This is a genomic window from Microbulbifer sp. SE14 (genome assembly GCF_059834885.1).
The window spans coordinates 17,867-43,517 of the sequence record NZ_JCBAJA010000005.1 but is presented as its reverse complement, the minus strand read 5'-3'; the positions used below and the strand labels follow the sequence as shown (position 1 = coordinate 43,517).

Annotated in this window: 14 protein-coding genes; 11 read left to right on the top strand and 3 right to left on the bottom strand. The window is 63.6% G+C overall.

Translation table 11 applies throughout. From position 1 onward, the window contains the following. Nucleotides 1–16: 16 nt before the first annotated feature. On the bottom strand, nucleotides 17–1,327 hold the full coding sequence (locus AC6R19_RS05200; RefSeq protein WP_500578634.1) for a M20 family metallopeptidase: 1,311 nt from the start codon (nucleotides 1,325–1,327) through the stop codon (nucleotides 17–19). A gap of 210 nt (nucleotides 1,328–1,537) precedes the next feature. Between AC6R19_RS05200 and AC6R19_RS05195 the strand changes: the two genes are divergently transcribed. The 3 genes from AC6R19_RS05195 to AC6R19_RS05185 all read left to right on the top strand — a co-directional run bounded on the left by AC6R19_RS05195 (nucleotide 1,538) and on the right by AC6R19_RS05185 (nucleotide 5,843). Beyond that, the gene (locus AC6R19_RS05195; RefSeq protein ID WP_500578632.1) at nucleotides 1,538–2,638 is read left to right on the top strand and encodes an ABC transporter ATP-binding protein; all 1,101 of its coding nucleotides are present in this window, start codon (nucleotides 1,538–1,540) and stop codon (nucleotides 2,636–2,638) included. 134 nt (nucleotides 2,639–2,772) lie between these two features. Continuing rightward, nucleotides 2,773–4,971 carry an extracellular solute-binding protein gene (locus AC6R19_RS05190; RefSeq protein WP_500578630.1) on the top strand — a complete coding sequence of 733 codons (2,199 nt, stop codon included), beginning with the start codon at nucleotides 2,773–2,775 and terminating at the stop codon, nucleotides 4,969–4,971. Continuing rightward, complete coding sequence (locus AC6R19_RS05185) at nucleotides 4,968–5,843, top strand: sugar ABC transporter permease (protein ID WP_500578629.1); 876 nt, start codon at nucleotides 4,968–4,970, stop codon at nucleotides 5,841–5,843. Before AC6R19_RS05190 ends, AC6R19_RS05185 begins: the two co-directional genes overlap by 4 nt. 220 nt (nucleotides 5,844–6,063) lie before the next feature. On the opposite strand, the gene AC6R19_RS05180 is transcribed toward AC6R19_RS05185, so the two are convergent. Next, nucleotides 6,064–8,187 carry a TonB-dependent receptor gene (locus AC6R19_RS05180; protein ID WP_500578628.1) on the bottom strand — a complete coding sequence of 708 codons (2,124 nt, stop codon included), beginning with the start codon at nucleotides 8,185–8,187 and terminating at the stop codon, nucleotides 6,064–6,066. A gap of 313 nt (nucleotides 8,188–8,500) precedes the next feature. Between AC6R19_RS05180 and AC6R19_RS05175 the strand changes: the two genes are divergently transcribed. The 6 genes from AC6R19_RS05175 (at nucleotide 8,501) to AC6R19_RS05150 (ending at nucleotide 19,567) form a co-directional block, all read left to right on the top strand. Further along, nucleotides 8,501–11,431 carry a TonB-dependent receptor gene (locus tag AC6R19_RS05175; protein ID WP_500578626.1) on the top strand — a complete coding sequence of 977 codons (2,931 nt, stop codon included), beginning with the start codon at nucleotides 8,501–8,503 and terminating at the stop codon, nucleotides 11,429–11,431. Between the two features lie 110 nt (nucleotides 11,432–11,541). Then, nucleotides 11,542–13,098, top strand: a complete 1,557-nt coding sequence (locus AC6R19_RS05170; protein ID WP_500578624.1) for a tryptophan halogenase family protein — start codon at nucleotides 11,542–11,544, stop codon at nucleotides 13,096–13,098. Next, on the top strand, nucleotides 13,095–14,096 hold the full coding sequence (locus AC6R19_RS05165; protein ID WP_500578622.1) for a cupin-like domain-containing protein: 1,002 nt from the start codon (nucleotides 13,095–13,097) through the stop codon (nucleotides 14,094–14,096). The genes AC6R19_RS05170 and AC6R19_RS05165 overlap by 4 nt, the downstream gene beginning before the upstream one ends. A 47-nt stretch (nucleotides 14,097–14,143) precedes the next feature. Continuing rightward, entirely contained in the window at nucleotides 14,144–15,637 is a 1,494-nt protein-coding gene (locus AC6R19_RS05160) for a tryptophan halogenase family protein (RefSeq protein ID WP_500578620.1), read from the top strand. 125 nt (nucleotides 15,638–15,762) lie between these two features. Then, nucleotides 15,763–16,839 carry a glycoside hydrolase family 16 protein gene (locus AC6R19_RS05155; protein ID WP_500578619.1) on the top strand — a complete coding sequence of 359 codons (1,077 nt, stop codon included), beginning with the start codon at nucleotides 15,763–15,765 and terminating at the stop codon, nucleotides 16,837–16,839. Between the two features lie 163 nt (nucleotides 16,840–17,002). Further along, nucleotides 17,003–19,567, top strand: coding sequence for a glycoside hydrolase family 3 protein (locus AC6R19_RS05150; RefSeq protein ID WP_500578618.1), 2,565 nt, complete (start codon nucleotides 17,003–17,005; stop codon nucleotides 19,565–19,567). Nucleotides 19,568–19,627: 60 nt separating this feature from the next. Here AC6R19_RS05150 and AC6R19_RS05145 read toward each other — a convergent pair whose 3' ends face one another. Beyond that, on the bottom strand, nucleotides 19,628–20,785 hold the full coding sequence (locus AC6R19_RS05145) for a helix-turn-helix domain-containing protein (RefSeq protein WP_500578617.1): 1,158 nt from the start codon (nucleotides 20,783–20,785) through the stop codon (nucleotides 19,628–19,630). A 248-nt stretch (nucleotides 20,786–21,033) separates the two neighbouring features. On the opposite strand from AC6R19_RS05145, the gene AC6R19_RS05140 reads away from it, so the two are divergent. Next, nucleotides 21,034–23,862: a glycosyl hydrolase gene (locus tag AC6R19_RS05140; protein WP_500578616.1), complete on the top strand. Its 2,829-nt coding sequence runs from the start codon at nucleotides 21,034–21,036 to the stop codon at nucleotides 23,860–23,862. 143 nt (nucleotides 23,863–24,005) lie between these two features. Continuing rightward, complete coding sequence (locus AC6R19_RS05135) at nucleotides 24,006–25,583, top strand: sodium:solute symporter family transporter (protein ID WP_500578614.1); 1,578 nt, start codon at nucleotides 24,006–24,008, stop codon at nucleotides 25,581–25,583. Nucleotides 25,584–25,651 lie beyond the last annotated feature (68 nt).

Below are 25,651 nucleotides of genomic sequence, written 5' to 3'. Positions count from 1 at the left end.
GCAGGAGCGGTAGTGGTTACTGCCTCTGGTAATTGGCCATATAGTCCAGTGCCAGCTGGGTAATCGCCTCGGTGCCCACCTTCAGCGCGCTCTCGTCCACGTAGAAGCGCGGCGAGTGGTTGCTGGCGGCGGTGGCCGGGTCTGTGCCCGCCGGGGTCACGCCGAGGAAGTAGTAGAAACCGGGAACCTCCTGGGCGAAGTAGGAGAAGTCCTCGGCGCCGGTGATCTTCGGCACCTCTATCACGCGCTTGTCGCCGGCGGCGGCCTTGAGCACCGGCAGCACTTCTTCGGTCAGTGCCGGGTTGTTGACCGTCACCGGGTAGCCTTCGAGTATCTGCACCTTGGCCTCGGCACCGCTGCTTTCGGCGATCAGTTCCGCGGTGGTTTTCAGCTTCTCGAAAATCTGCCGGCGATTGTCCATATCGAAATTGCGTATTGTCCCGTTCAGGAAGACGCTGTCCGGAATGATATTGTTGCGCACGCCACCGTCTATCTTGCCGAAGGACACCACCGCCGGCTCCTTGGTGATGTCGATCTGGCGGCTGACGATGGTCTGGGTGCCCATCACTATCTGCGCCGCGGCGGTGATCGGGTCAACGCCGCCCCAGGGGCGCGAGCCGTGGGTCTGGCGGCCCTCGACGGTGATGCGGAACTCGTCGGAGCTCGCCATCAGCGGGCCGGAGCGGTAGCCGATCACGCCCACCGGCAGGCTGGAGGTCACGTGCTGGCCGAAGGCCACGTCCGGCTTGTATTTCTTGAACAGCCCCTCTTTCAACATCAGCTCGGCGCCGCCCTCCTCGCCGTCCGGGGCGCCCTCCTCGGCGGGCTGGAAGATAAACAGCACATTGCCGGCCAGCTCATCGCGCATGCCGGCGAGCACTTGCGCCGCGCCCATCAGCATGGCCACATGGGTGTCGTGGCCGCAGGCGTGCATCACGCCCACTTCCTCGCCGTTGTATTCGGTCTTCACCCTGGAGGCGAAGGGCAGGTCCACCTGCTCGGTGACCGGCAGCGCATCCATATCCGCGCGCAGCGCCACCGTCGGCCCCGGCTTGCCGCCCTTCAGCAGGCCGACGACGCCGGTGTGGGCCACGCCAGTCTCCACCTCGAGCCCCAAGGACTTCAGGTGCTTCTCGACATATTTGGCCGTTTCGAACTCGCGGTTGCCCAGCTCCGGGTGCTGGTGGATATGGCGGCGCCACTCGATCACCTTGGCCTGGGTGTTCTTCAGCAACTGGTCCGGATCGGCGGCTGTGGCCGGGGTGGCGCCCAGCAGCGTTGCGCCCATGGCGAGGGGCAGGGCGAAAGGCAGGAATACTTTTTTCACGGCTGTTTTCCTTGATTGTCATTATCGTCAGTGGATTCTAACGCTAGGGCACCCCTGAACAAATCCCTGCCGGGGCTCGACGGCTTGGCCCCTAATTGATCTTTTGAGGTTGATCAATTATTGTTCAATTCTTTACGTCAGGATTGCCTCCTTGTGCGCCGATGAGAGAAGCCAGCCCTAGAACACCGCCCGCTGACGAAGGTAACCGCCGTGGCCAGCATTGAATTCAAGCGGGTGGTGAAACGCTACGGGGACGACACTGCCACCGTTCCCGGGCTGGACCTGCAGATCCGCGACGGCGAGTTTATGGTGCTGGTGGGGCCGTCCGGCTGCGGCAAGTCCACCACCCTGCGCATGATCGCCGGACTGGAATCGGTCACCTCCGGGGAGCTGTGGATCGGCGACCGCCAGGTCAATGACCTGCCGCCGAAAGACCGCGACGTGGCCATGGTGTTCCAGAGCTACGCCCTCTACCCCCATATGACCGTGTTCGAGAACATGGCCTTCGGCCTGCGGGTGCGCAAACAGCCGCAGGCCCTGATCAGGACCAGGGTGGAGCAGGTCGCAGAGAGTCTCGGCCTCGGCGAACTGCTGGCGCGCAGGCCGGGCCAGCTGTCCGGCGGCCAGTGCCAGCGGGTGGCCCTGGGCAGGGCGATAGTGCGGGACCCGCAGGTGTTCCTGTTCGACGAACCCCTTTCCAACCTGGACGCGGAGCTGCGGGTGCAGATGCGTGGCAACCTCAGTCACCTGCACCGGGACTTCGCCACCACCTCCGTCTACGTGACCCACGACCAGGTGGAGGCCATGACCCTGGGGTCGCGCATCGCGATTCTGAACGGCGGTGAGCTGATGCAGGTGGGCACGCCGATGGAACTCTACGGCGATCCGGACAATGTGTTCGTGGCGGGCTTTATGGGCTCGCCGCCGATGAACATAGTGTCGGTGCAGAATTGCGGCACTGGCCTGAAAAACGCCCTGATCGATCTGCAACGCGACGGCCTCGAGGGCCTGTCGGACGAACTGCTGCTCGGCATTCGCCCGGAGAAGCTCTGCCACGCCGCCGCCGCGCCGGTGCACTGGCCGCGTATCCGCGCCGCGATCGAGATGGTCGAGACCCTGGGCGCGGAGATGCTGGTGCATCTGGGGCGGGGCAGTGAACGGATGATTGCGCGCTTGCCGGGTTTGCAAATGCTCACTCCGGGCGAATCCCTGGAGCTGGCCTTCGATCCCGATGCCATTTACCTGTTCGATGCCCGGAGTCGGCAGCGCATTCGCGAAACCCGCCCCGTCGCGGTGGCAGAATTGTGTTAAGAATCTCCCCCTGTAGGAGCGGCCCATGGCCGCGATTGTCTCTCTATATTCGCCGCGGCGCTGATCGCGGCCATGGGCGGATGGCCGCCCCGCCGCTCCTACAAGGTGCGCTTTTCCTGCTGCTGTGCCTGTGCGTGTCCAAATCCTTCGCCCGGGAGGAGCTGCTGCTCTGGCACGGCTACCGCGGCGCCGAGCGCCAGGCGCTGGAGCAGCTGCTGGGCGACTACAACCGCAGCCAGGCGGATGTGCGGGTCAAGGCGCTGGCAGTGCCCTTCGGCGGCTACGCCGACAAGCTCTCCGCGTCCCTGCCCCGGGGCCAGGGCCCGGACCTGTTTATCTTCGCCCACGACCGCATTGGCGGCTGGGCCAGCGCCGGCCACACCATTGCCCCCATCGACGCATTCGTGCGGCCGCAGGTATTGCAGCGCTTCCCGGACAACCTGCTCGACGCCATGCGCTATCGGGGCCAGCTCTACGGCCTGCCGTTCAATTTCAAGAGCACCGCGCTGATCTACAATCGCGCGTGGATAAAGAATCCCCCTGTCAGCAGCGACGAGATGATCGCGCTGGCCCGCGCCCACACCGACAGGAAACGGGGCCGCTTCGGCCTCGCCTACAGCTATACCGAGCCCTTCTTCCACGGCGCGCTGATGAACGCCTTCGGCCCCGGTCCATTTGACGAAAGTAACCGCCTGGCGCTGGACAGCGATGCCAATATCCGCTCGCTGCAACAGTTGGCGGACTGGGCCAGGAAGGACGCGGTGCTGCCGGAGGAACCCAACAGCACGCTGGTCACCAATCTGTTCAACCAGGGCCGCGCGGCCATGGTGATCAGCGGCCCTTGGATGCTGGGCGAGATAGCGCCGCATATCGACTACGGCGTGGCAACCCTGCCGCTGAACAGCGCCAGCGGCAGGCCCCTGGCACCCTGGGTGGCGGTGGAGGGGCTCTTCCTGTCGCCCTGGTCGAAACGCCAGGCCGCCGCCTATGAACTGATGGACTTCCTGACATCCCGGCAATCCGCCGAGACAATGGCCATGGCCGGCGGCCAGCTGCCGGCCAACCTGGCCGCCTTCGATCACCCGCGGGTGGCCGCCAATAAGACCGCCATGGCCTTTCGCCGCCAACTGAATACCGCCGTGCCGATCCCGAACCTGCCGGAAATGACCCTGCTGTGGGCGCCGCTGGAAAATGTGCTGAAAAAGGTGGTGAAAGGCGCGGCGCAACCGGCCGCGGAAATGCAGCGGCTGCAGCGCCAGCTGCAGCGGGATATAGCCGTGTTGCGCTCCGCACAACATAAAGAAGGGCAGGCCGCGGAGGCTTCCGCCTGGCTGTGGGCATTTTTTGTGGCACTGCTGATGGCCCTCGGCCTGTGGCTGGTCCGTGTGCGGGGCAGAATCCTTGCAGGCTGGCGTCGGCACAGGACCGCCTACATTTATGTCATGCCCGCGTTAGCGGGCATGACACTGCTGGTATTCTTCCCGCTCCTCTACGGCCTGCTGCTCTCTTTTACCGACACTTCGCTGCTGAACGAGAACACGCCCTTCGCCTCCCGCTGGCTGGGGCTGGACAACTACATCGGCATCCTCGGCGACTGGAACCTCTGGTACGGCGAAGGTGCCGAGCGCAGTATCAACTTCGATAACTTCTACTGGACCCTCTTGGTCACCATCTGCTGGACCGCCAGCAACGTACTTCTGTCCGTGGGCCTGGCACTGCTGCTGGCGCTGGCCCTGAACAGGCCGGTATTCGGCGGGGGGATTTTCCGCGTGCTGCTGATACTGCCCTGGGCGATTCCCAACTACATCACCGCGCTGGTGTGGAAGGGCATGTTCCACCCGCAGTTCGGGGTCATCAACCAGGCGCTGCAGATCTTCGGCTTTGCGCCTGTGGCCTGGTTCGACTCGGTGGGGGCCAGCTTCTTTACCGGCCTGGTCACCAATGTCTGGCTCAGTATCCCGTTCATGATGGTGGTGATCATCGGCGGCCTGCAGGCGATTCCGCGCGAACTCTACGAGGCGGCGAAGGTGGAGGGGGCCGGGCGCTGGTTCCGGTTCAGATCCATCACCCTGCCGCTGCTGAAACCGGTGCTGGTCCCGGCCATGATTCTGTCGGTGGTCTGGACCTTCAATATGTTCAATGTCATCTACCTGGTCAGCGACGGCGCGCCGGCGGGGGCCAACGATATCCTGATCACCAGGGCCTTCCGCATCGGCTTCGAGAAATACCAGTACGCCTACGCCGCCGCCTACTCGATGGTGATACTGGCGCTGCTGTTCTGCTACGCGCTGTGGCAGACGCGTATCTCCAGGACCCTGGAGGCGGTGCGATGAAGAGGATACTGAAAGACATTTGTTCCTGGCGCTTTGCGTTGCTGCTGTTTGCCAGCGCGGTGGTGATCTACCCGCTGCTATGGGTGGTCAGCCTGGCCTTCTCCGGCCAGCAGTCGCTGCAGCTGGTGGTGGATCCCCCGGATGCCGGCTTCTGGGGGCAACTGGCAGCGCTGGTGCCGCTGCCGCAGCAGTGGTCGCTGGACAACTTCCGCGCGGTGCTCACCGAGCAGCCGTTTATGCGCTGGCTGGTCAACAGCCTGGTGGTCGCGCTCAGCACCACCATCGTGGGCCTGTCCCTGTCCTGCACCGCCGCCTACGCCTTCTCCCGCTTCAGGTTCCCCGGCCGCGAGCGCGGCCTGATGCTGTTCCTGATCTCGCAGATGTTCCCGGCGGTGCTGATGCTGATACCGCTGTACGTGATAGTGGTGCAGTGGCTGGGGCTGGGCAATTCCTGGCTGGGGCTGGTGCTGGTCTATTCCATCACCGCATTGCCGTTCTGCGTGTGGATGCTGAAGGGCTACTTCGACACACTGCCCTACGAAATCGAGGAGTCGGCGCTGCTGGAGGGCGCCTCACGCTTGCAGATCTTCTACAAAATCATACTGCCGCTGGCGCGCCCGGCCATCGCAGTGACCGGGCTCTTCTCCTTCATGACCGCCTGGAACGAATTTATCCTCGCCTCCATCTTTATGGACGACGAATCCAGGTACACGGTGCCGGTGGGGCTGCGCTTCTTCGTCAGCGACTACGCCTCCGACTGGGGCTTCTTCGCCGCCGGTTCGATATTGGTTTCCATACCAGTGATACTGCTGTTCCTCGCCCTGCAGCGCTTCCTGGTTTCCGGCCTGTCCGCTGGGTCGGTCAAGGGCTGAAGCCATCCCTGGCTGGCTGCGCTTTCTTTAGAACTCAAGTTTCGGAGTTCACATCGAGGGCAGGCAGTCTCCGAGTGGCAATGTGCAAGGCCCTGCTGCCGGTGGCCACCTGACAAATATTTACCGATGAGGTTTTTTGTCAGGTGGCCACCGGCAGCAGGGCCGTTCGAAAGCGCCTCTCTTCGGGGCTGGCAATCCCTGTGAACTCCGAAACTTGAGTTTAGAAGGTGTAGTTCACCCCCGCGTTGACCGTGGTCCCCAGGCTCATGCTGTGGTAGCCGCCGTTGCTGTAGGTGAAGGCCTGGGCGCGGGCGGAGAAGTACTCCTCGTTGAGCAGGTTCTCGATACCGGCGAAGAAGCGCCAGTTATCCCGCTGGTAGTTGCCGCTCAGGTTGATCACGTCGTAGGCGCTGACCGGGGCGAAGGAGCCGCTCCAGTTGCCGTCCGCGTCCGGCTCGAAGCGCTTCCTGTCTCCCACGCGGTAGTAGGTCAGGGCCAGGCTGGCGTTGTCCAGCGGGCGCCAGTCCAGGTGGGCGACGAATTTGGGCGGCGAGATGATGCGCGCATCCAGGTATTCGTCGGTCTCCTCGTTCTTGCCCTCCACCCAGCTGTAGTTGGCGCCGGCGCTGAGGCGGTCGGAGATGCGGTAGTCGAGCGCGGCCTCGTAGCCCCAGATCTTGTGTGGGGCGCGCACCGGCTCGTAGACCCCGGTTGCCGGGTTGAGCCGGTTCGAGGTGCCCAGTTCCGAGGTGCTCTTGTAGGCGGCGATGCTGAAGTCGAAATCGTCGAAGTGGCTGTCCAGGCCGATTTCGTAGTTGTCGATGATGGACGCCTCCGTCTGGATCAGGGCGATATCGTTCACCGTGGCGGCGCGCAGCAGGCCGCCCATATCGGAGATGTCCGCGCCCTGGGAGTAGTTGGCGAAGGGGCTGAAGTGGTCGTTGATGTGGTAGCGCACTGCCAGGTTGTAGGTGGTGGCCTCGTAGCTGAGGGTATCCCCCTTCACGTCCATGGGTACGGAGCAGGTGTCGGTGTTGGCGCCGCGGCACAGCTTCAGGGTGCGGTAGTCATCCACCCGCAGGTCGATATTTTCCCGGCGCACGCCGGCCTTGAAGACCCAGTCGTTGTCCAGGATCCACTTGGTCTGCAGGTAGCCGGCCAGGCTGTCCATATCCATTTCCGGCACCCAGAGGCGGCCGTCCAGCAGCGGCTGGGAGGTGACGTCGTTGAGGGCGTCCAGGCCGTAGGTGAGGGTGCCGTCCAGGCGCTCCCAGCCCAGTTGGGTGTTGAAATTGAAGCGCAGGCCCTTTTTCTCCGACTTGATCATCGACTGACCGCCGGCGTAGCCCGCCTCCGGGTTGGAGAGGTCGACGGAGAAGAAGAACACATTCTCGATCTCCTGCCCATAGGCGTCGACGGTCATCTGGGTGTTGTCGGTCAGGCTCTCGTCCACGTACTTGAGCATCAGGTTGTGGTTGCCCCGGGGGCCCTGGGGATCGCCGGGGGCGTCCCCGCTGGCGGGCACGGCGTAGGTCTTGGTGTCCTCGTTGACCGAGCCCAGCACGTCCACCAGGTCGGCGTTCTGCTGGCCCTCGAAGTAGTTGTAGGTGAGCTGCAGGGATTTCCCGTCGTCCAGCCGGTAGCCCAGCTTGGTGAAGAAGTTCTGGGTCACGCTCTCGGACAGGCCGTAGAGAGTGCCCATGATGTCGCCCTCGCCGTCGCGCTCCACGCCGCGCTCGTCGCGGGAGGCGCTGGCCACGAAGCTGAACTGGTCGCGGGTGCCGCTGATCGAGCCCTGGGTGCGCAGGCTGGCGCTGTCCTCGAACTTGACCGCGCTGAAGCGGCTGGACACCGAGGCCTGGGCGGTGAGCTCGCTGTCCGAGGCGCTTCTGGTGATGTAGTTGATGATGCCGCCGGCGGCGCCGTTGCCGTAGATGGAGGTGGCGCCCTTGATCACCTCGATGCGCTCGATCACATCCGGGTCCAGGGTGCGGATACCCAGGCCGCCGTTGCGCAGCGGGGTGGACTGGGGCACGCCGTCGATCATCACCAGGGGCGCGCGGCCGCGCAATGTGGTGCCGAAGTTGCTGGTGGAGCTGTTGCCCGGTGCCAGGCCCGGCACCTGGATGGCCAGCAGGTTCTGCAGCTCGGCGCTGACCTGCAGCTGCCGCGCGATGGTCTCCCGGTCGATGACGGTGACCGAGACTGGGACCTCGTCGATGCTCTCGACAAAGCGGCTGCCGGTGACGATCACCTGCTCCATGTCCCGGTTGTCGGTTTCCCGGGCCTGGGCGGCGGTGCAGGCGACCGCGGCCACGGCCAGTGCCAGTGAGCGCATTTCCATGGTTATGTTCCGATTGATAGTGAAGGGAAGTCGTCGAGTGCGGAGGTACCGCGTGCGATGCGAATAATAACGATTATTGTTAAGTTTTGTAAATGTTCTTGCCGGAATTCCTGCCGTTTTCCCGTTCCAGTTTGCGCAAATCAAAGGTGGGACCGGGCCACCTTGCGCCGCTTTTTCAAGGTGGGACGACACCGGGCGGTCGCGCCGCGGACTATAGGCTGGCGCCAGATAGCGCTATCCTGTCGGTCCTCCCAGGGGGTACGCATCCCGCGCAAATAAAAAATAACGACGTGATGATGGGGGAGAGAACTCCATGAGCAATCAATTCGGATTTACGAAGAAGTCCATAGCTGTGGCCATTGCCTGCGCGCTCTCCGGTGTGCCCCTGGCGCAGGGCCAGGAGGATGCCGCGCTGGAAGAGGTGGTCGTCGTGGGTATCCGCGGCAGTCTGGCCAAGTCCATGGACGTCAAGCGCGATGCCCAGGGCGTGGTGGATGCCATCTCCGCCGAGGACATCGGCAAGATGCCGGACACCAACCTGGCGGAATCGCTGCAGCGGATCACCGGTGTGTCCATCGACCGGCAGAACGGCGAGGGCAGCCGGGTCACAGTGCGCGGCTTCGGGCCCGACTACAATCTGGTGACCCTGAACGGCCGGCAGATGCCGGCGGCCAACATAGACGCCACCTCCGCCTCTGCATCCCGCTCCTTCGATTTCGCCAACCTGGCCGCGGAGAGTGTCAGCGCGGTCGAGATCTACAAGACGGGCAAGGCCTCCCTGTCCACCGGCGGTATCGGCTCGGTGATCAATATCCGCACTGCGCGCCCGCTGGAGCAGGATGACATGGTGTTGAATCTCAGCGCCAAAACCATCAATGACACCTCCAATACCAATGGTGACGACTGGACTCCGGAGATGTCCGGCATCTTCAGCACCAAATTCGCTGACGATACCATCGGTGTCGCCGTGACCGGTTCCTTCTCCGAGCGGCACAGTGGCTACGGGAAGTCCGAGACCCCTTCCGGCTGGTATACGATTCCCGGCGGCCAGGGTGACTGGGGGTCCATTGCTCCCGACAACCCCAACTTTGAAAATGCGCCGCAGGAGGGAGACATCTATTCTGTTCCGCGCGGTATCGGCTACGCCTTCGGCGAAGTACAGCGCGAGCGCACCAATGTCCAGGTGACCCTGCAGTGGGCACCGGTGGACGACTTCGAGGCCACCCTCGACTACACCTACGCCGAGCAGGACGTAGAGCAGCAGTACAACGCCATGGGCGCCTGGTTCAATGGCATACCGGTATCCGGCTCCTTCACCGAGGGCTCCGGCAACGGCAGCGTGGTGGCACCGGTTGTCTACACCGATGCAACCGGCGCCGACGTCACCTTCAATGCCGGCGAATGGGGCTCTGTCAACGAGAATGACTCCGTGGGCCTGAATCTGGCCTGGAACCCCGGCGACCATTTGAACCTGGTCTTCGACTATCACACGTCCACCGCCGAGAACGGTGCCAAAGACGGCCGCGGCACCAACAACAATATCGCCGGTGTGCAGTTCAACCGCGCCGCCACCACGGTGAACTACGGCCACGACCTGCCCACCACCAGCTTCGAGTTCATCGATGGCCAGGGCTTCGACCCGGCGCAGATGCTGACTTCCGGCAACAGCTTCCGCAACAGCTACATGAAGCACGAGATCGAACAGGCCAGGTTTGACGGCACCTTCGAGTTCGATGCCGACGTGGTCAAGAGCATCGACTTTGGCCTGGCCTACACGGAGTCCACCAACCGCTCCGCCTATGCCCTCTCCGAGAATGCGACCTGGGGCGGTTACGGCGATCCGGCCGACTATCCGGACGATATTTTTGTTCGCAAGAGCATGGCCGGTGCGCTGGATCAGTTCGGCAGTGCCGACAGCCCAGAGATGACGCCCTACTACTACGCGGCGGACTTCGACGGCATGATCGACGCCATCTCCGCGATCGCCGCGGCGAATGGCGAGACCTTGAGCCCCTGCGGTACCGTGCTGTGCGTGGATGACAACTTCACCACCGACCGCACCGCCGTCGAACAGCAGCAGGCTGCCTACGCACAGGTGAACCTGTCCTGGGACGACGTTGCCATGCCGATGAATCTCGCCTTGGGCCTGCGTTACGAAGACACCGAGGTGGATGCCAAGGCGCTGGTGCCGCAATACGACAGCATCGTCTGGGTGGCCGCCAATGAATTCTATGCCCAGGAGAGTGGACTGGGTTACAGTGAGCAGAAGGGGGGGTACAGCAACCTGCTGCCCAACGTCGACTTTGATATCGCGCTGACCGACGACCTGGTTGCCAGGGCCTCCTTGAGCAAGAGCATCACGCGCCCGGGTTTTGGCGACATCCAGGGCGGGCAGACGATCAGTCCGCTGCTGCGATTCAATGGCGGTACAGCCTCCCGCGGTAACCCGGACCTGAAGCCCTTCGAGTCCACCAACTTTGATCTGTCTGTCGAGTGGTATTACGGCGACGGCAGCTATGTGTCCGCCGGTTATTACCGCAAGGACGTGGACAACTTCATCGGCCAGAGCTCATTCACCGAAACCACCTTCGACCTGGCGCACCCGGCGCAGGGCCCCCGCTATGAGGAGGCCGTGGCCGCGGTGGGTACTGACGACGCCGCCACTGTCCTCGCCTATATGCAGGAGCAGTACGGCACCGTGGTGGGCTCGGCGGCCGAAGGCGATGCTGCGGCAGAGTTCACGGTCATCGCCCCGGTCAACGAAAAGAGCGCCAAGATCGACGGTTTCGAGTTCGCGGTGCAGCATATGTTTGGCGACTCCGGTTTCGGCGGTATCGTGAACTTCACCACCGTCGATGGCGATATCGCCTACGACAACTTCAACACCAACAAGTGTGACGGCTGTGATAACCAGTTTGCGCTGCTGGGGTTGAGTGATTCCTTCAATATCGTCGGCTTCTACGACAAGAATGGACTCCAGGCCCGTATCGCCTACAACTGGCGGGACGACTTCCTGAACGCCACCTTCGACGGCGCCGGTGAGCGTAACCCGGTCTACACCGAGGCTTACGGGCAACTGGATGCGAACGTGAGTTACGAAATCCGGGATGACCTGTCCGTCTTTGTCGAGGGTATCAACCTCACCGACGAGACCCAGCGCCTGTACGGCCGCCATGAAAATATGATGATTGGCGCCATCCAGTCAGGGGCCCGGTATAACCTCGGTGTGCGTTACAGCTTCTGAGGTAACCACTGAGTGGCGGCCCGCCGCCACTCTTTCACTGCAGGGAAGCGGAGGCGTGCGCAGTCACGCCTTCCGCGTTTACGATGTCCTTGAAGTGGGAGGACTCCCCAATGAAACAGGCACCCCTATCCATCCTGGTGCTGGGCGGCGGTGCGGCCGGCTGGCTTACCGCGGCCGTGCTGGCGGCCGAGCACGGCCGTGCCCGGGGTGGGCAATGCGACATTGTTCTGGTGGAGTCACCGAATATTCCAACGGTGGGAGTCGGTGAGGGCACCTGGCCGTCCATGCGCGAGACCCTGCGGCGTATCGGGCTGAGCGAGAAGCGCCTGTTTGCCGAATGCGAGGCCTCCTTCAAGCAGGGCTCGCTCTTTGCCTCCTGGCGTTCCGCTGATCCCGCCGATCGCTATTACCACCCCTTCTCCCTTCCCCACGGCTACTTCGAGCAGGACCTGGCGCGCTTTAGCGGCGCCGACGGTTATGCCTATGCGGTGACGCCGCAAGCGGCCATCTGCGATGCCAACCTGGCGCCCAAGCAGTTGGCGACGCCGGACTACGCCGGGGTACTCAATTACGGCTATCACTTCGATGCGGCCAGGTTTGGCCTGTGTCTGCGCGACCACTGCACGCAACATCTCGGGGTGCGCCATGTGCAGGCGGATATCGCCGCTGTGGAGGCCACTGCCGACGGCGGCGTCGCGGCATTGAAAACGAGTGATGGCGAACGCCTGGACGCGGACCTGTATGTGGACTGCTCCGGCAGCGCCGCCCTGATCATCGGCGAACATCTACGGGTGCCCTGGATTGACAGATCGCCGGTGCTGTTCAACGACCGGGCCCTCGCGGTGCAGATACCCCATGCCACGCCGGAAGCGCCCATCGCCTCTGTCACCCGTGCCAGTGCGCGCGCCAATGGATGGATCTGGGATATCGGGCTGCCCACACGCCGCGGAATGGGCTATGTCTACTCCAGCCGGTTTGCCGATGCTGAAACGGTCGAGGCGGATCTGCGGCGTTTCCTGGGCAGTGAGCTTTCTGTGGAAAAAATTGCCGCGCTGGAGATTCGCCACCTCAGCTTCTCGCCGGGGCATCGGGCCGCGATGTGGCAGGGCAACTGTGTGGCGGTGGGCATGTCGGCCGGGTTTATAGAGCCGCTGGAGGCCTCTGCGCTGGCACTGATCGAGCAGGGGGCCGGCCTGATCCGGGATCTCCTGCCCGCCCATAGCGGGCAGATGCACATGGCGGCCAAGCGCTACAACCGGCAGATGCTGGAGCACTGGGACAACATCATCGATTTTCTGAAGCTCCACTACGTTTTATCCTCGCGCACGGATTCCGATTACTGGCGGGCCCACCGGCAACCGGAGACGGTGCCGGAGTCACTGCGGGAAAACCTGTCCCTGTGGCATCACCGGCCGCCCGCCAGGCAGGACTTTCCCCAGGCGCAGCCGCTGTTTCCACCGGCCAGTTACCGCTATGTACTGAATGGCATGGGGTACGAGTGCGACTGGGTTCGCGCACCGCTTAAAGACAGGGACTCCCGCCGGGCCGATGCCCTGATGGCTGAAGTCAGAAAACAGCTGGCCAGTTATCGCCAGGGGCTGCCCGGTAACCGCCAACTGATCGCACAGCTCCTTGCCGGCGGCCGATCCGGGGTATTTGAGAGATGAATTATCCGAAGTTTATTCCCCCGGTCGAGACGCGCAATGGCGTCGCTGTTGAAGATGTTGCCGCGGTCATCGCCGGGCGCACGGAGCCGCTGCTGATGAAAGGCATGGTGGCCGACTGGCCGCTGGTGGAGGCTGCTCGGGCGGGACGCTTGGGCGATTACCTGGCGCCCTTTGACCGGGGGCGACCACTGGTTGTGTTCCGGGCGGACCCCGACGCGCAGGGGCGTATTTTCTACAACGAGGCGATGGACGGTTTCAATTTCCGGCGGACCTCCGGCCGATTGCTAGAAACGCTGCGGGCGCTGGAAAACAACGCCTGTGGCGATGAATGCTGTTATGTCGGCTCGACACCGGTAGACCACCACCTGCCCGGAATGCGGGAACAGAACGACCTCCAATTGGCGGATTGCAGCCCGCTGGTATCGCTGTGGTTCGGGAACCGGACCCGCATCGCGGCCCACTTCGACCTGCCCGACAACCTGGCCTGTGTAGTGGCCGGGCGTCGCCGGTTTACGCTGTTTCCGCCGGAGCAGGTGAAAAACCTCTACCCCGGTCCGCTCGACTTCAACCCGGCCGGACAGGCGATCAGCATGGTCGACTTCTATGCGCCGGATCTCGATCGCTTCCCCCGCTACCGCGTAGCCCTGGATACGGCGCGGGTGGCGGAAATGGAAGCGGGGGACGTACTTTTCGTACCCAGCATGTGGTGGCACCAGGTCGAGGGGCTCGATGACCTCAACATGCTGGTGAACTATTGGTGGCGGTCCACGCCCGGCTGGTCCGGGCTGCCCCAGGATGCGCTGATGCACGCGCTGCTGTCCATCGGCGGCCTGCCCGAAAGCCAGCGCAGGGCCTGGGGCCAGTTGTTTGACCACTTTGTCGTAAACCGGGAGGCGGCCATCGAGCACCTTCCCCGGAACTGCCATGGCCTGCTGGGCGACCTGGATAGGGAGTCGGCCGGCCGGCTGAGAAAACTATTATTAGAAAAACTGCAGTGAATGCCCTGAGCCCAGGAACGGGCGCGACGATAGAGAGTGAGAGAGCCATGAGTCAGGCCATAAAGAAAATAGTGATCGCCGGTGGCGGCACGGCGGGCTGGATGGCCGCCGCGGCCCTGTCCAGGCTGATGGGCAATGAGCTCGAGATTACCCTGGTGGAGTCCGAGCAGATCGGAACCGTCGGGGTTGGCGAGGCCACCATTCCCACCCTGGTTTTTTTCCACCGACTGCTGGGGATAGACGAGGCCGAATTTCTTGCCGCCACGCAGGGCACCTACAAGCTCGGAATTCGCTTCGAGAACTGGCGCGATCTGGGCCGGGATTATCTACACGCATTCGGCGTCACCGGCAAGGATTGCTGGGCCTGTGGCTTCCAGCATTTCTGGTTGCGGGCCCGGGAGCTCGGTCTGGCCGGTGATTTCGGGGAGTACTGCCTGGAGCGGCGGGCCGCGGAAGCGAAGAAATTTTCCCACTTGCCCAACAACAGGCTGAATTACGCCTTCCACTTCGATGCCAGCCTGTATGCCAAATTCTTGCGCGGCTTCAGCGAGCGCCATGGGGCCAGGCGGGTGGAGGGCAAGATCGAACAAGTTGTGCTGCACCCGGACTCCGGCCATATCCGCGCACTCAAGCTGGATTCCGGCCGGGAGCTGGACGGGGATTTCTTTATCGACTGCACCGGAATGCGGGCGCTGCTGATCGAAAAGACGCTGCACACCGGCTTTGAGTCCTGGTCGCACTGGTTGCCCTGCGACAGCGCGGTCGCGGTGCAGACAGAGGCGCTGGCGCCCCCGGTTCCCTACACTCGCTCGATAGCCCGCGAGAGCGCCTGGCAGTGGCGCATTCCCCTGCAGCACCGTGTGGGGAACGGGCTTGTCTACGCCAGCAGCTACCAGGGTGACGAGTCGGCCCGCCAGCAGCTGATGGGGAATATCGACGGCGAGGCGTTGAACGATCCCAGGGTGATCAAGTTCCAGACCGGGCGCCGCCGCAAGCAGTGGCATAAAAACTGCCTGGCAGTGGGCTTGTCCAGCGGTTTCCTGGAGCCGCTGGAGTCCACCAGTATCCACCTTATCCAGCAGAACATCATGCGCTTTCTGCGGCTTTTCCCGCAGCGGGAGATTTGCCAGATCGAAGTCGACGAGTTCAACCGCCAGGCCGAGTTTGACATGGAGCGGATTCGCGACTTCATCATCCTGCATTACAAGGTCACGGAGCGGGAAGATACCGATTTCTGGCGTTACTGCCGCCAGATGAGCGTTCCCGACAGCTTGGCCGCGAAAATCGAAATGTTCCGTGAGACGGGCCATGTGCAGCGCGAGGGCAACGAGCTGTTCGTGGATTCCTGGCAGCAGGTGATGCTGGGGCAGGGGCTGATGCCAAAGCGCTACCACCCACTGGTGGCTACCATGCCCGAGGGGGAGCTCGCGGATTTTATCGGCCAGGTCAAGGCCGGCGTGGACAGTACCCTGGCCCGGCTCAAGGACCACAACACCTACCTGACCGGTTTCCTGTCCGGCGCCGCGACGCGAGCCGGCTGAGCGCCGCCGGCGCGCCAGAACCGATATGCCCCACCTTTGGACAGGCCTCAAAGTGGGGCGACGGACCCCCTCCTCCGCTGATACTTAAGGGTGCACACACAACAGCGACGACGGAGGAAAATCCTGTGCGCAAATACCTGAACAAGGCTGCCGCCGGTGCGATTGTCGCGCTGGTATCCGCCAGCGGCGGTACCGCCGCCGGGCTGGCGCAAGGCCCCGCCCCCGCCGCGACAACACCGGCGCTTCCCGGGCGCTGCCTCGAAACACCGCTGGACTCCGGCTACTGTCTGGTATGGCGGGACGAGTTTTCCGGCGATGGGATCGACAGCAGCAAATGGACTCACGAGCGCAACTGCTACGGCGGCGGCAACAACGAGGCCCAGTGCTATGTGGATTCGAAAGGGAATTCTTGGGTCGCGGACGGCCTGTTGCATATCCGCGCCATCCGCGAAGAGGCGGTGGGTCCGGCACTGATGGATGACGACCCGGCTTACGATCCGGATGACACCAGCGGCAGCGGCACCTACACCTCGGCGCGATTGCGCAGCAAGGGCCTCGGCGACTGGAAATACGGCCGCTTCGAGATGCGCGCAAAGCTGCCCCGGGGGCAGGGCACCTGGCCGGCATTCTGGATGCTGCCAACAGACTGGGCCTACGGCGGCTGGCCGCTGTCCGGTGAAATCGACATCCTCGAAGCGGTCAACCTGAAAGTGGGCGGCGAAGACAGGATACACGGCACTCTGCACTACGGCGGTGCCTCGCCCGACAATGTCCACTCCGGCGAGGCCTACCGACTGCCCGACGGCCGCAGTCCGGCAGACGGTTTTCACCAGTACGCCGTCGAGTGGGAAGAGGGCGAGATCCGCTGGTACCTGGACGGCGACCACTATGCCACTCAGACCAGCGACGGTTGGTACACAAGCGCGGCGCTGGAAAATCCCCATGCACCCTTCGACCGGGCCTTCCACTTGATACTCAATCTGGCGGTGGGCGGCGACTGGGCCGGCAGGGTCAACGACACCGGTATCGACGAGAGCGCCTTCCCGCAGCAGTTCCAGATCGACTATGTGCGGGTCTATCAGTGCACCGGGGATTTCGACAGAGGCAGGGGCTGCGCCAGTACCGATGGCAACTTTGTCGGCAACCCCGGGCACAAGCCGCCGCAATCCCCCGCCGCGGCCGATGTGACGGTGACCCGTTAGCGACTTGCGCCTCCACGAAGGAGTCCCATTTTGCGCAAACAGGGGCGCGACAAGGTGGACTGCACCACATTGCCGCGCCCATCCAAAGTGGGACGACCCGCACAGGGCACGGCGGTACAAACCACACGGATGGTTTGTAGAACAATAACTGGAGTCACTGGGAATGAAACGGAAACTGGTGTTGGGTGCCGTTGCGGCGCTCGCTTTCGGTGGGCTGGGTGCCTGCGGGGACAAGGCGGCCGCGCCGGCCGGCGCGGGTAAAACCGGCGGTGCAGCAGCCGAAGGCGCGAGGCTGGAATGGCCGGCGCTGCAAAGCCGCCTGCCCGCGAACCCCGAGTTGGAAAAGAAAATCGACACGCTGCTCGCGCGCATGTCGCTGGAAGAAAAGGTCGGCCAGCTGTTCCAGGCGGAGCTGCGCTCCGTCACGCCGCAGGACGTGCGCGACTATCACCTTGGGGCCATTCTGAACGGCGGCGGCGCCTTCCCGAACAACAACAAACACTCCGCCGCCGGCGATTGGGTCGCCGTGGCGGACGCCTTCTATTGGGCCTCGATGGACACCAGCGACGGCGGCGTCGCCATTCCGGTCATCTGGGGCACGGACGCAGTGCACGGACACAACAATGTCATAGGCGCAACCCTGTTTCCGCACAATATCGCCCTGGGGGCCACGCGCAACCCGGAGCTGATACGCAAGATTGGCGCGGCGACCGCGGCGGAGGTGGCGGCCACCGGTATCGACTGGAATTTCTCCCCGACCCTGGCGGTGGCCCGCGACGACCGCTGGGGCCGCACCTATGAATCCTACTCCGAGGATCCGGCGGTGGTGAAAAGCTACGGCGGCTCCATGGTGGAGGGGCTGCAGGGCGACCCGCGGGGCGACGATTTCCTGTCCGCCGCACGCGTCATCGCCACCGCCAAACACTTTATCGCCGACGGCGGCACCCGCGACGGCGTCGACCGCGGCGATGCGGATGTCAGTGAGCGGGAACTGCTGGAAATCCACGCACCGGGCTATTTCAGCGCAATCGAGGCCGGCGTGCAGACCGTGATGGCTTCATTCAGCAGCTGGCAGGGCGAAAAAATGCACGGCCACGAGTACCTGCTCACCGATGTGTTGAAGGGGCGCCTGGGGTTCGATGGCTTCGTGATCGGCGACTGGAACGGCCACCAGTTCGTCAGCGGCTGCAGCAACTTGAGCTGCCCGCAGGCCATCAACGCCGGCGTGGACATGTTCATGGCGTCGGACGCCAACTGGAAGCAGCTCTACGCGAACACCCTGTCCCAGGCGAAGGACGGCACCATCTCCAGTGAGCGCCTGAACGACGCGGTGCGCCGCATCCTGCGGGTGAAACTGCGCGCGGGCCTGTTCGACAAGGGGGCGCCCTCCGAGCGCGCGCTGGCCGGCGACGAGTCGGTGATCGGCGCGCCGGAACACCGCGCCCTGGCCCGCCAGGCGGTGCGCGAATCCCTGGTGCTGCTGAAAAACAAGGGGCAGCTGCTGCCGCTGGCGCGCGACCAGCGCGTGCTGGTGGCCGGTGACGGCGCCGACAATATCGGCAAGCAGGCCGGCGGCTGGAGTATCAGCTGGCAGGGCACCGGCAACCAGAACAGCGATTTTCCCGGGGCCACTTCCATCTATGCGGGCATAGCGGAGGTGGTTGAGTCCGCCGGCGGCGAAGCGCTGCTGAGTGAAGACGGCAGCTTCGGGGAAAAGCCCGATGTGGCCATCGTCGTCTTCGGCGAGGACCCCTACGCGGAAATGCAGGGGGATATCGCCGATCTCGCCTACCCGGGCGAGCGGGACCTGGCGCTGCTGAAAAAGCTGCAGCAACAGGGGATTCCGGTGGTATCGCTGTTTGTCACCGGGCGCCCGCTGTGGGTCAACCGCGAGATCAATGCCTCCGATGCCTTTGTGGTGATCTGGCAACCGGGCACCGAGGGCGCCGGCGTGGCCGATGTGATTTTCCGCGATGCCGAGGGCGGGGTGAACTACGATTTCGTCGGCAAGTTGCCGTTCAGCTGGCCGGAAAACGCCGTGCCGGCGCCGCGCAACGTCGCCGGCGGAGGACGGGCGCCGGAAAACTACAGCGCCCAGTTCCCCTACGGCTACGGCCTGCACTACGGCGAGCAGGGCATTGCCGCGGCCGCACTGCCGGAGGACAGCGGCCTGCGCGCGCGGGACATCGCCGGCGCCCTTCGGGTCTTCGAGGGGCGGGCGCTGGATCCGTGGCGCCTGGAGGTGATCGACAGTGAAAACAATCGCCTGGCCGTCACCAGCAGCATCACCGAGGCGGCCGGCATCCGCGTGCAGGCGGTGGACCGCAAGGTACAGGAGGACAGCCGCCGCCTGCAGTGGGAGGGGAGGGGCCCGGCCAGCGTGGGCTTCTTCGCCAACCGGCGCACGGACCTGAGCGGCTACCTGAACGCCGGCGGCGCGCTGGTATTCGACCTGAAAATCGACAAGGTCCCCTCCAGCGAGGTGGTAATCGGCATGGACTGCGGCACCGAATGTCTGGCACAGCAGGCGATCACCGATCTGCTGCGCGAGGCGGAGCCGGGCCGCTGGCGCACCGTCTCCATCGCCCTGCAGTGCCTGGCTGAGAAGGGTGCGCAGATGGATATGGTACTGTCGCCCTTCCTTATGTCCACCGACGGCGAGATGGATGTCTCGGTGAACAGTGTCCGCGTGGCCGCCGATGTGGAGGCGGATATTCACTGCGGTTAGTGGAAAAGACGGAAAGCAGCCCCGCTCGCCCGAGGTGAGCGGGGTTTTTATTTGCAGAGTTTATTGCGCGCCGGTCGCCGCCTCTTTCTTCTGCTGTTGCTTGCGGTATTCAGTCGGCGACATGCCCACCAGCCGGCTGAAGAAGCGGTGGAAGGCGGACTTGCTGTTGAAGCCGGATTCCATCAGTACGTCCAGCACCGTCATATCCGCCCTGGCCGGATCCGCCAGCAGCGCCTTGGCCTCCTCCACCCGGTAGGAGTTGATGAACTCAAAGAAGTTGGTGCCAAAGTGCTTGTTGATCACCGCCGATACTTCTTTTGCCGGCATGTCGAGGCGATTGGAAAACTGTTCCAGGTTCAGGTTTTTCTTAAGGTAAAGTTTTTCCATTTCCATCGCCTGGCGCACTTTGCTTATGGCGCTCTCGGACGGTTCCTCCTCACTGGCCTCGCGGCTCTGTTGCGGCTGGGTGGCCAGCAGTTTGTGGGCGTAGCTCAGGCTGTAGGCGAAGAAGGCGTTGATCAGGATAAAGGTCACGTAATTGTCGGCGATACCGAGCAGGTCCGCGGTTTCCACCGAAGTGTATTTGGCCAGAATGTGCACCAGCAGGGTCCAGGCCCAGCTGATCAGCACGCCGTAGGTGAGAATATTCAACCAGTGCAGCTCGGTGGTGGAGAAGTGGGAGTACTCGTCCTCCAGTTCCGCGCGGTAGCGGTGCAGCAGCAGCACCGCGGCCACGGCATAGGCGAGCGGCACCGCAGTGGACAAGTCCCACACCAGGTTTACTGCCAGCTCGGGGAAGTCCGGGCTGTCGATGGCGATGCGGCGCAGGTCGTCGCTGCTGAGGCCGAATACAAAAATACACAGCGCCAGCGCCAGCGCCGGAACCAGATGCAGCGCGTGGCGCGACTGCAGCCGCAGGTTCTGCTGCGTGAGCGCGGATACGTAGAGATAGATGGCCGGGCCCTTCAGCATCAGCGCCCCTAACAGGAAATAGGGGAGCATTTGTTGTTCGAACAGTGGCGCCAGCTCGAACTGGTCGTTCCACAGGATCAGGGTACAGGCGGAGGCGGTGGCCACAATCAGCAGGAAGGCGGTCAGCAGCAGGCCGTAGTTGCGTTCGCGGATCGGCAGCACCTGCTGGAAGATCGACAACAGCAGGCACTCGGCCGCAGTCATCAGCAGCACCACGTCGTGGATATTGAAGATATAGGCTTTCATCGTCGCACCGGGACATCGGTTTTTATAGGAGTTATGAACGGGGAGTATACCCGAATCCGCTCGGGCGGGGCGGCCATGGCGATGGTCCCCGCTTGCCGGTGGCAAGGTGGTACGCCCGGGTCGCGCCCCACTTTGTGGGAAGGGCCAAAGTGGGGCGACGGGGAGGTCGCGCAGCGGGATCATGCGCGGCTGAGCAGTCCGAAAACCGAGCAGTCCCCGACAACAATAAATTCAAGGCGAACACAGCGATGAAACTTCTCAGCAAAACCTTCTGGCTGGGTGCGGCGCTCTCAGGCGTTGCGGCCGCGCCCCTGGCCGAGGCGGCCTTTACCAGCTACGGCGCCGGCAATATCAGCGACACCATCAACCCGGCCGGCTACGGCTGCGTGATCGATCATGGCACTTGGATCCACAACGCCGGCGTGGTGGAGCCGGGCGTCAGCTCCTGCGACCCGATCGGCGCGCCGACGCCGCGCTATCCGCAGCTGGTGGCGCCGGCGAGTCAAAAGCCCACCATGACCCACCGCTGGTGGGGCTCGGTGTCTTTCCTCGGCGAGATGACCGTGGGCGACTCCGCGGACGCGGCCTACATCACTCCGGACCCGGTCACCGCGCGCATCAGCAATCGCGGCGCGCGTATACTGTCGATTCCCGCCGGTATCCAGACCTCGGGCAACGAGAGCAGCTACCAGATTCCCGATCCCTTCAGCGAGGTGTTTGACGGCATAGCCGTGGGCAACTCCGCCTACGGCAATATGGAGGCCTACCTGAAGGACTACAGCGACGGCTCGGTGGCCGTGCAGTGGCGCAGCGGCTCGCTGCCGGTGATGGAGGCCACCTTCGTCTACGGCTCGCCCTATGTGTATTTCGCCGCGCTGCAGGGCCAGCTGGTGCTGCGCACCAAGGCCGCCGACGGTCCGGAGAAGGGCCTGTTCCACAGCGACGGCAACAGCCTGGGTGTGTGGACCGATGTGGCCGGCGTGCGCAATCACTTCCTGGCGGTCGGCGACGGTAGTACCCACTTCAACAATTCCAACGGCTCCGAGATCACCGTCTCAGGCAGCAGCACGCTGACCGTTGCCTGGCTGCCGGACGCGGGCGCCGGCACCATCCAGACCTTCGCCCAGTACGCCCAGCAGCCGGTGGACGAGGTGTTTATCGATTATTCGGTCAACCGCGGCAACAATTCGGTGACCGTCTCCCACCAGTACCGCCATCAGGGCGCGCCGGTAAATACCCTCGCCGGGCTGATGCCGCTGCAGTGGAAAAACTCCGCCCAGCCGCTGTCCGGCTACAGGGCGCGCAGCGCCCGCGGCGTGGTGCAGTTTGCGGCCACCAGCCAGTTCAGTTACCAGCTGCCGTTTGTCGGCCTGCTGCCTTACTTCCCCGAGGGCATCGGCGACTACGATTCCAACCAGCTGCAGCAACTGGTGCAGGAGTTTATCGACGGCGGCAACTGGAACCCCCACACCGACACCTACTGGTCGGGCAAGAACTACGGCAAAGTGGCGGAGCTGGCGGCCATAGCGCGCAGCAACGGCATGAGCGCCCAGGCGGACCAGCTGATCAACTGGCTGAAGGCGGAGCTGGAAGACTGGTTCCGCGCGAACACCAGCGGGTCCCTGGATATCAACAAATACTTCGTCTACGACGAAAACTGGAACACCCTGCTTGGCTTCGACGAGTCCTTCGGTGCCCAGCAGCAGTTGAACGACCATCACTTCCACTATGGCTACTTCGTGCGCGCGGCGGCGGAGATCTGCCGCGTGGATCCCGGCTGGTGTTCGCCCTCCGCCTGGGGACCCATGGTGGAACTGCTGATCCGCGACTACGCCGGCGGCCGCAACGATCCCATGTTCCCCTACTTGCGCAACTTCGATCCGGCCAACGGCTTCTCCTGGGCCTCCGGCCACGCCAATTTCGTGCTCGGCAACAACAACGAGTCTACCTCGGAAGCCGCCAACGCCTACGGCGCAATCGTGCTGTACGGCCTGATCACCGGCAACGACGCACTGGTGGACCGCGGCATCTACCTGCACGCCTCCTCCACCGCCGCCTACTGGGAGTACTGGAACAACCTGGACCGCTACCGCGGCCTCGGCGGCGACTACGACAACTTCCTGCCCGACTACACCCGCATGACCACCTCGATCATCTGGGGCAACGGCCATGTGTTTTCCACCTGGTTCAGCGGCGCCTACGCGCATATCCTCGGTATCCAGGGGCTGCCGCTCAGCCCGCTGGTGCTGCATATAGGCCAGCACCCGGACTACCTGTCGGACTATGTGACCCTGGGTATGAGCGAATCCTCCAACGGTAAGCCCTCCGGCCTGGGGGAGGGCCAGTGGCGCGACGTATGGTGGAATATCTGGGCCATGACCGACGGCCAGGCGGCAGTGAGCGATTTCAACACGATGAACTTCAACTATACGCCGGAGGCGGGCGAGACCAAGGCGCACACCTATCACTGGATCCACACCTACAAGCAGCTGGGTCACCTGGCCAGTGGCGACGGTATGCTGAGCGCGGACTACCCGGCAGCGCTGGCGTTCGACAACAATGGCCGGAAAACCTACCTGGCCTACAACTTCGGAAGCAGCGCGCGCACGGTCAACTTCTCCGACGGCACCAGCTTCAGCGTGCCCGCCGGGCAGATGTCGGTCAACGGCTCGAGCCAGCAACCGCCGCCGGCATTCGACCTGACCGTCCAGGCCGAGGACTACTCGGCCATGGCCGGCGTGCAGACAGAGGCCACAACGGACAGCGGCGGCGGCCTGAACGTGGGCTGGATAGACGCCGGCGACTGGATGGCCTATGCCAATGTGCAGATTCCCGAGGCCGGCAGCTACCGCATCGAATACCGCGTGGCCAGCGCATCCAGCGGCGGCCGCCTGTCCCTGGACAAGGACGCGGGCCAGGTATTGCTGGGCGAAGTGGATATCCCGGTAACCGGCGGCTGGCAGAACTGGACCACGGTACAGCACACGGTGGAATTGCCGGCGGGAAGCTACCAGTTGGGGATTTTTGCGGTGCAGGGGGGGTGGAATATCAACTGGTTCCGCGTCGTAAAAATATGAAAACCCCAAGAATCGTCATTCCGGCGCAGAGCCTGTACCGGGCTTGATCCGGTACCGGAATCCAGGGGCAGGTTCCCTGGACGCCGGCGTGACGACAGTAGTTATTAAAGTATTTCCAAAGTTATAAAAACGTGGTGAGAGAAATGCAGTTAGCAGCAATCGACATTCTGATCTTCGCCGTCTACGTGGCCGCTCTGGTCACCATCGGCTATCTGGTCTCCCGCGAGAAATCCGGCCACCAGAAAAACACCCAGGACTACTTCCTCGCCGGCAAGGGCCTGCCCTGGTGGGCGGTGGGGGCCTCGTTGATTGCGGCCAATATCTCCGCCGAACAGATCATCGGCATGTCCGGTTCCGGCTATGCGATAGGCCTGGCGATTGCCTCCTACGAGTGGATGGCGGCCATCACCCTCATTTTGGTAGGCAAATATTTCCTGCCGGTGTTCGTGCGCAAGAAAATCTACACCATGCCGCAGTTCCTGGAACAGCGCTACGACCACCGGGTGAAGGTGGTGCTGGCGATCTTCTGGCTGGGTGTCTACACATTCGTGAACCTGACCGCGGTGCTGTGGCTGGGGGCACTGGCGATCAATGCCATCGCCGGTGTCGAGCTGTTGTTCGGCCTGCTGTTCCTCGGTCTCTTCTCCGCGGCCTACTCCCTCTACGGCGGCCTCAAGGCGGTGGCGCTGACCGACATCATCCAGGTGGTGCTGCTGGTGTTCGGCGGCCTGCTGCTGTCCTACCTGGCCCTGGACCTGATCGCGGACGGCAATGGCCCCATTGCCGGCTTCGCCGAGCTGACCCGGCTGGCGCCGGAGAAGTTCGACATGATCCTGTCGAAGGACAACCCCCACTATGCCAGCCTGCCGGGCCTGTCCGTGCTGGTGGGCGGCATGTGGGTGATGAACTTCTCCTACTGGGGCTTCAACCAGTACATAGTGCAGCGGGCCCTGGCGGCCAAGAGCGTGGAGGAGGGCCAGAAGGGCATCGCCTTCGCCGCCTACCTGAAGCTGCTGATGCCGATCATCGTCGTGTTGCCGGGCATCGCCGCGGCGGTGCTGCTCCCGGACCTGTCGCGCCCGGACCAGGCCTACCCGGAGCTGATGAACCTGATGCCGGTGGGCTTCAAGGGGCTGGTATTCGCGGCGCTGGTGGCTGCCATCGTCTCGTCGCTGGCATCGATGACCAACAGCATTGCCACCATCTTTACGATGGATATCTACTCCCGCTACCAGCCGCAAAAGAGCGAGCGTCACTATGTCACCGTGGGCCGGGTCGCCAGCCTGGTGTCCCTGGTACTGGCGATGCTCTGCGCCCAGCCATTGCTGGGCCAGTTCGAGCAGGCCTTCCAGTACATCCAGGAGTTCACCGGCTTCTTCACCCCGGGCATCGTGGTGCTCTTCGTGCTCGGCGTCTTCTGGCCCCGCGCCACCGCCAACTCCGCGCTGGCCGCCGCCATTGCCTCGGCGCTGCTGTCGCTGGCGCTGAAGCTGTGGTGGCCGGAACTGCCGTTTATCGACCGGGTCGGCCTGGTGTTCCTGTGCTGCAGCGCGCTGGCGGTGGTGGTGTCGCTCATGCAGGGGCGCGGCCAGGCGGTGCTCACCGCCGCCGGCGGCGCAGTGGCCCTGCGCGAGATCAACTTCTCCACCAGCCAGGGCTTCAACCTGGCTGCGCTGGGGGTCACCCTGGTACTGGCGGCCCTCTACGCCACCTGGTGGTAAGACTTCTCTCGGGCGAACCCTGGGTTTGCCTCTCTCTCCTGGCCGGCCGCTGCGCCGGCCTTTTTTTG

Coding starts and splice junctions, on each gene's coding strand:
- AC6R19_RS05185 (WP_500578629.1), top strand. CDS start 4,968: ATGAAGAGGATACTGAAAGACATTTGTTCCTGGCGCTTTGCGTTGCTG.
- AC6R19_RS05180 (WP_500578628.1), bottom strand. CDS start 8,187: ATGGAAATGCGCTCACTGGCACTGGCCGTGGCCGCGGTCGCCTGCACC.
- AC6R19_RS05175 (WP_500578626.1), top strand. CDS start 8,501: ATGAGCAATCAATTCGGATTTACGAAGAAGTCCATAGCTGTGGCCATT.
- AC6R19_RS05170 (WP_500578624.1), top strand. CDS start 11,542: ATGAAACAGGCACCCCTATCCATCCTGGTGCTGGGCGGCGGTGCGGCC.
- AC6R19_RS05165 (WP_500578622.1), top strand. CDS start 13,095: ATGAATTATCCGAAGTTTATTCCCCCGGTCGAGACGCGCAATGGCGTC.
- AC6R19_RS05160 (WP_500578620.1), top strand. CDS start 14,144: ATGAGTCAGGCCATAAAGAAAATAGTGATCGCCGGTGGCGGCACGGCG.
- AC6R19_RS05150 (WP_500578618.1), top strand. CDS start 17,003: ATGAAACGGAAACTGGTGTTGGGTGCCGTTGCGGCGCTCGCTTTCGGT.
- AC6R19_RS05145 (WP_500578617.1), bottom strand. CDS start 20,785: ATGAAAGCCTATATCTTCAATATCCACGACGTGGTGCTGCTGATGACT.
- AC6R19_RS05140 (WP_500578616.1), top strand. CDS start 21,034: ATGAAACTTCTCAGCAAAACCTTCTGGCTGGGTGCGGCGCTCTCAGGC.
- AC6R19_RS05135 (WP_500578614.1), top strand. CDS start 24,006: ATGCAGTTAGCAGCAATCGACATTCTGATCTTCGCCGTCTACGTGGCC.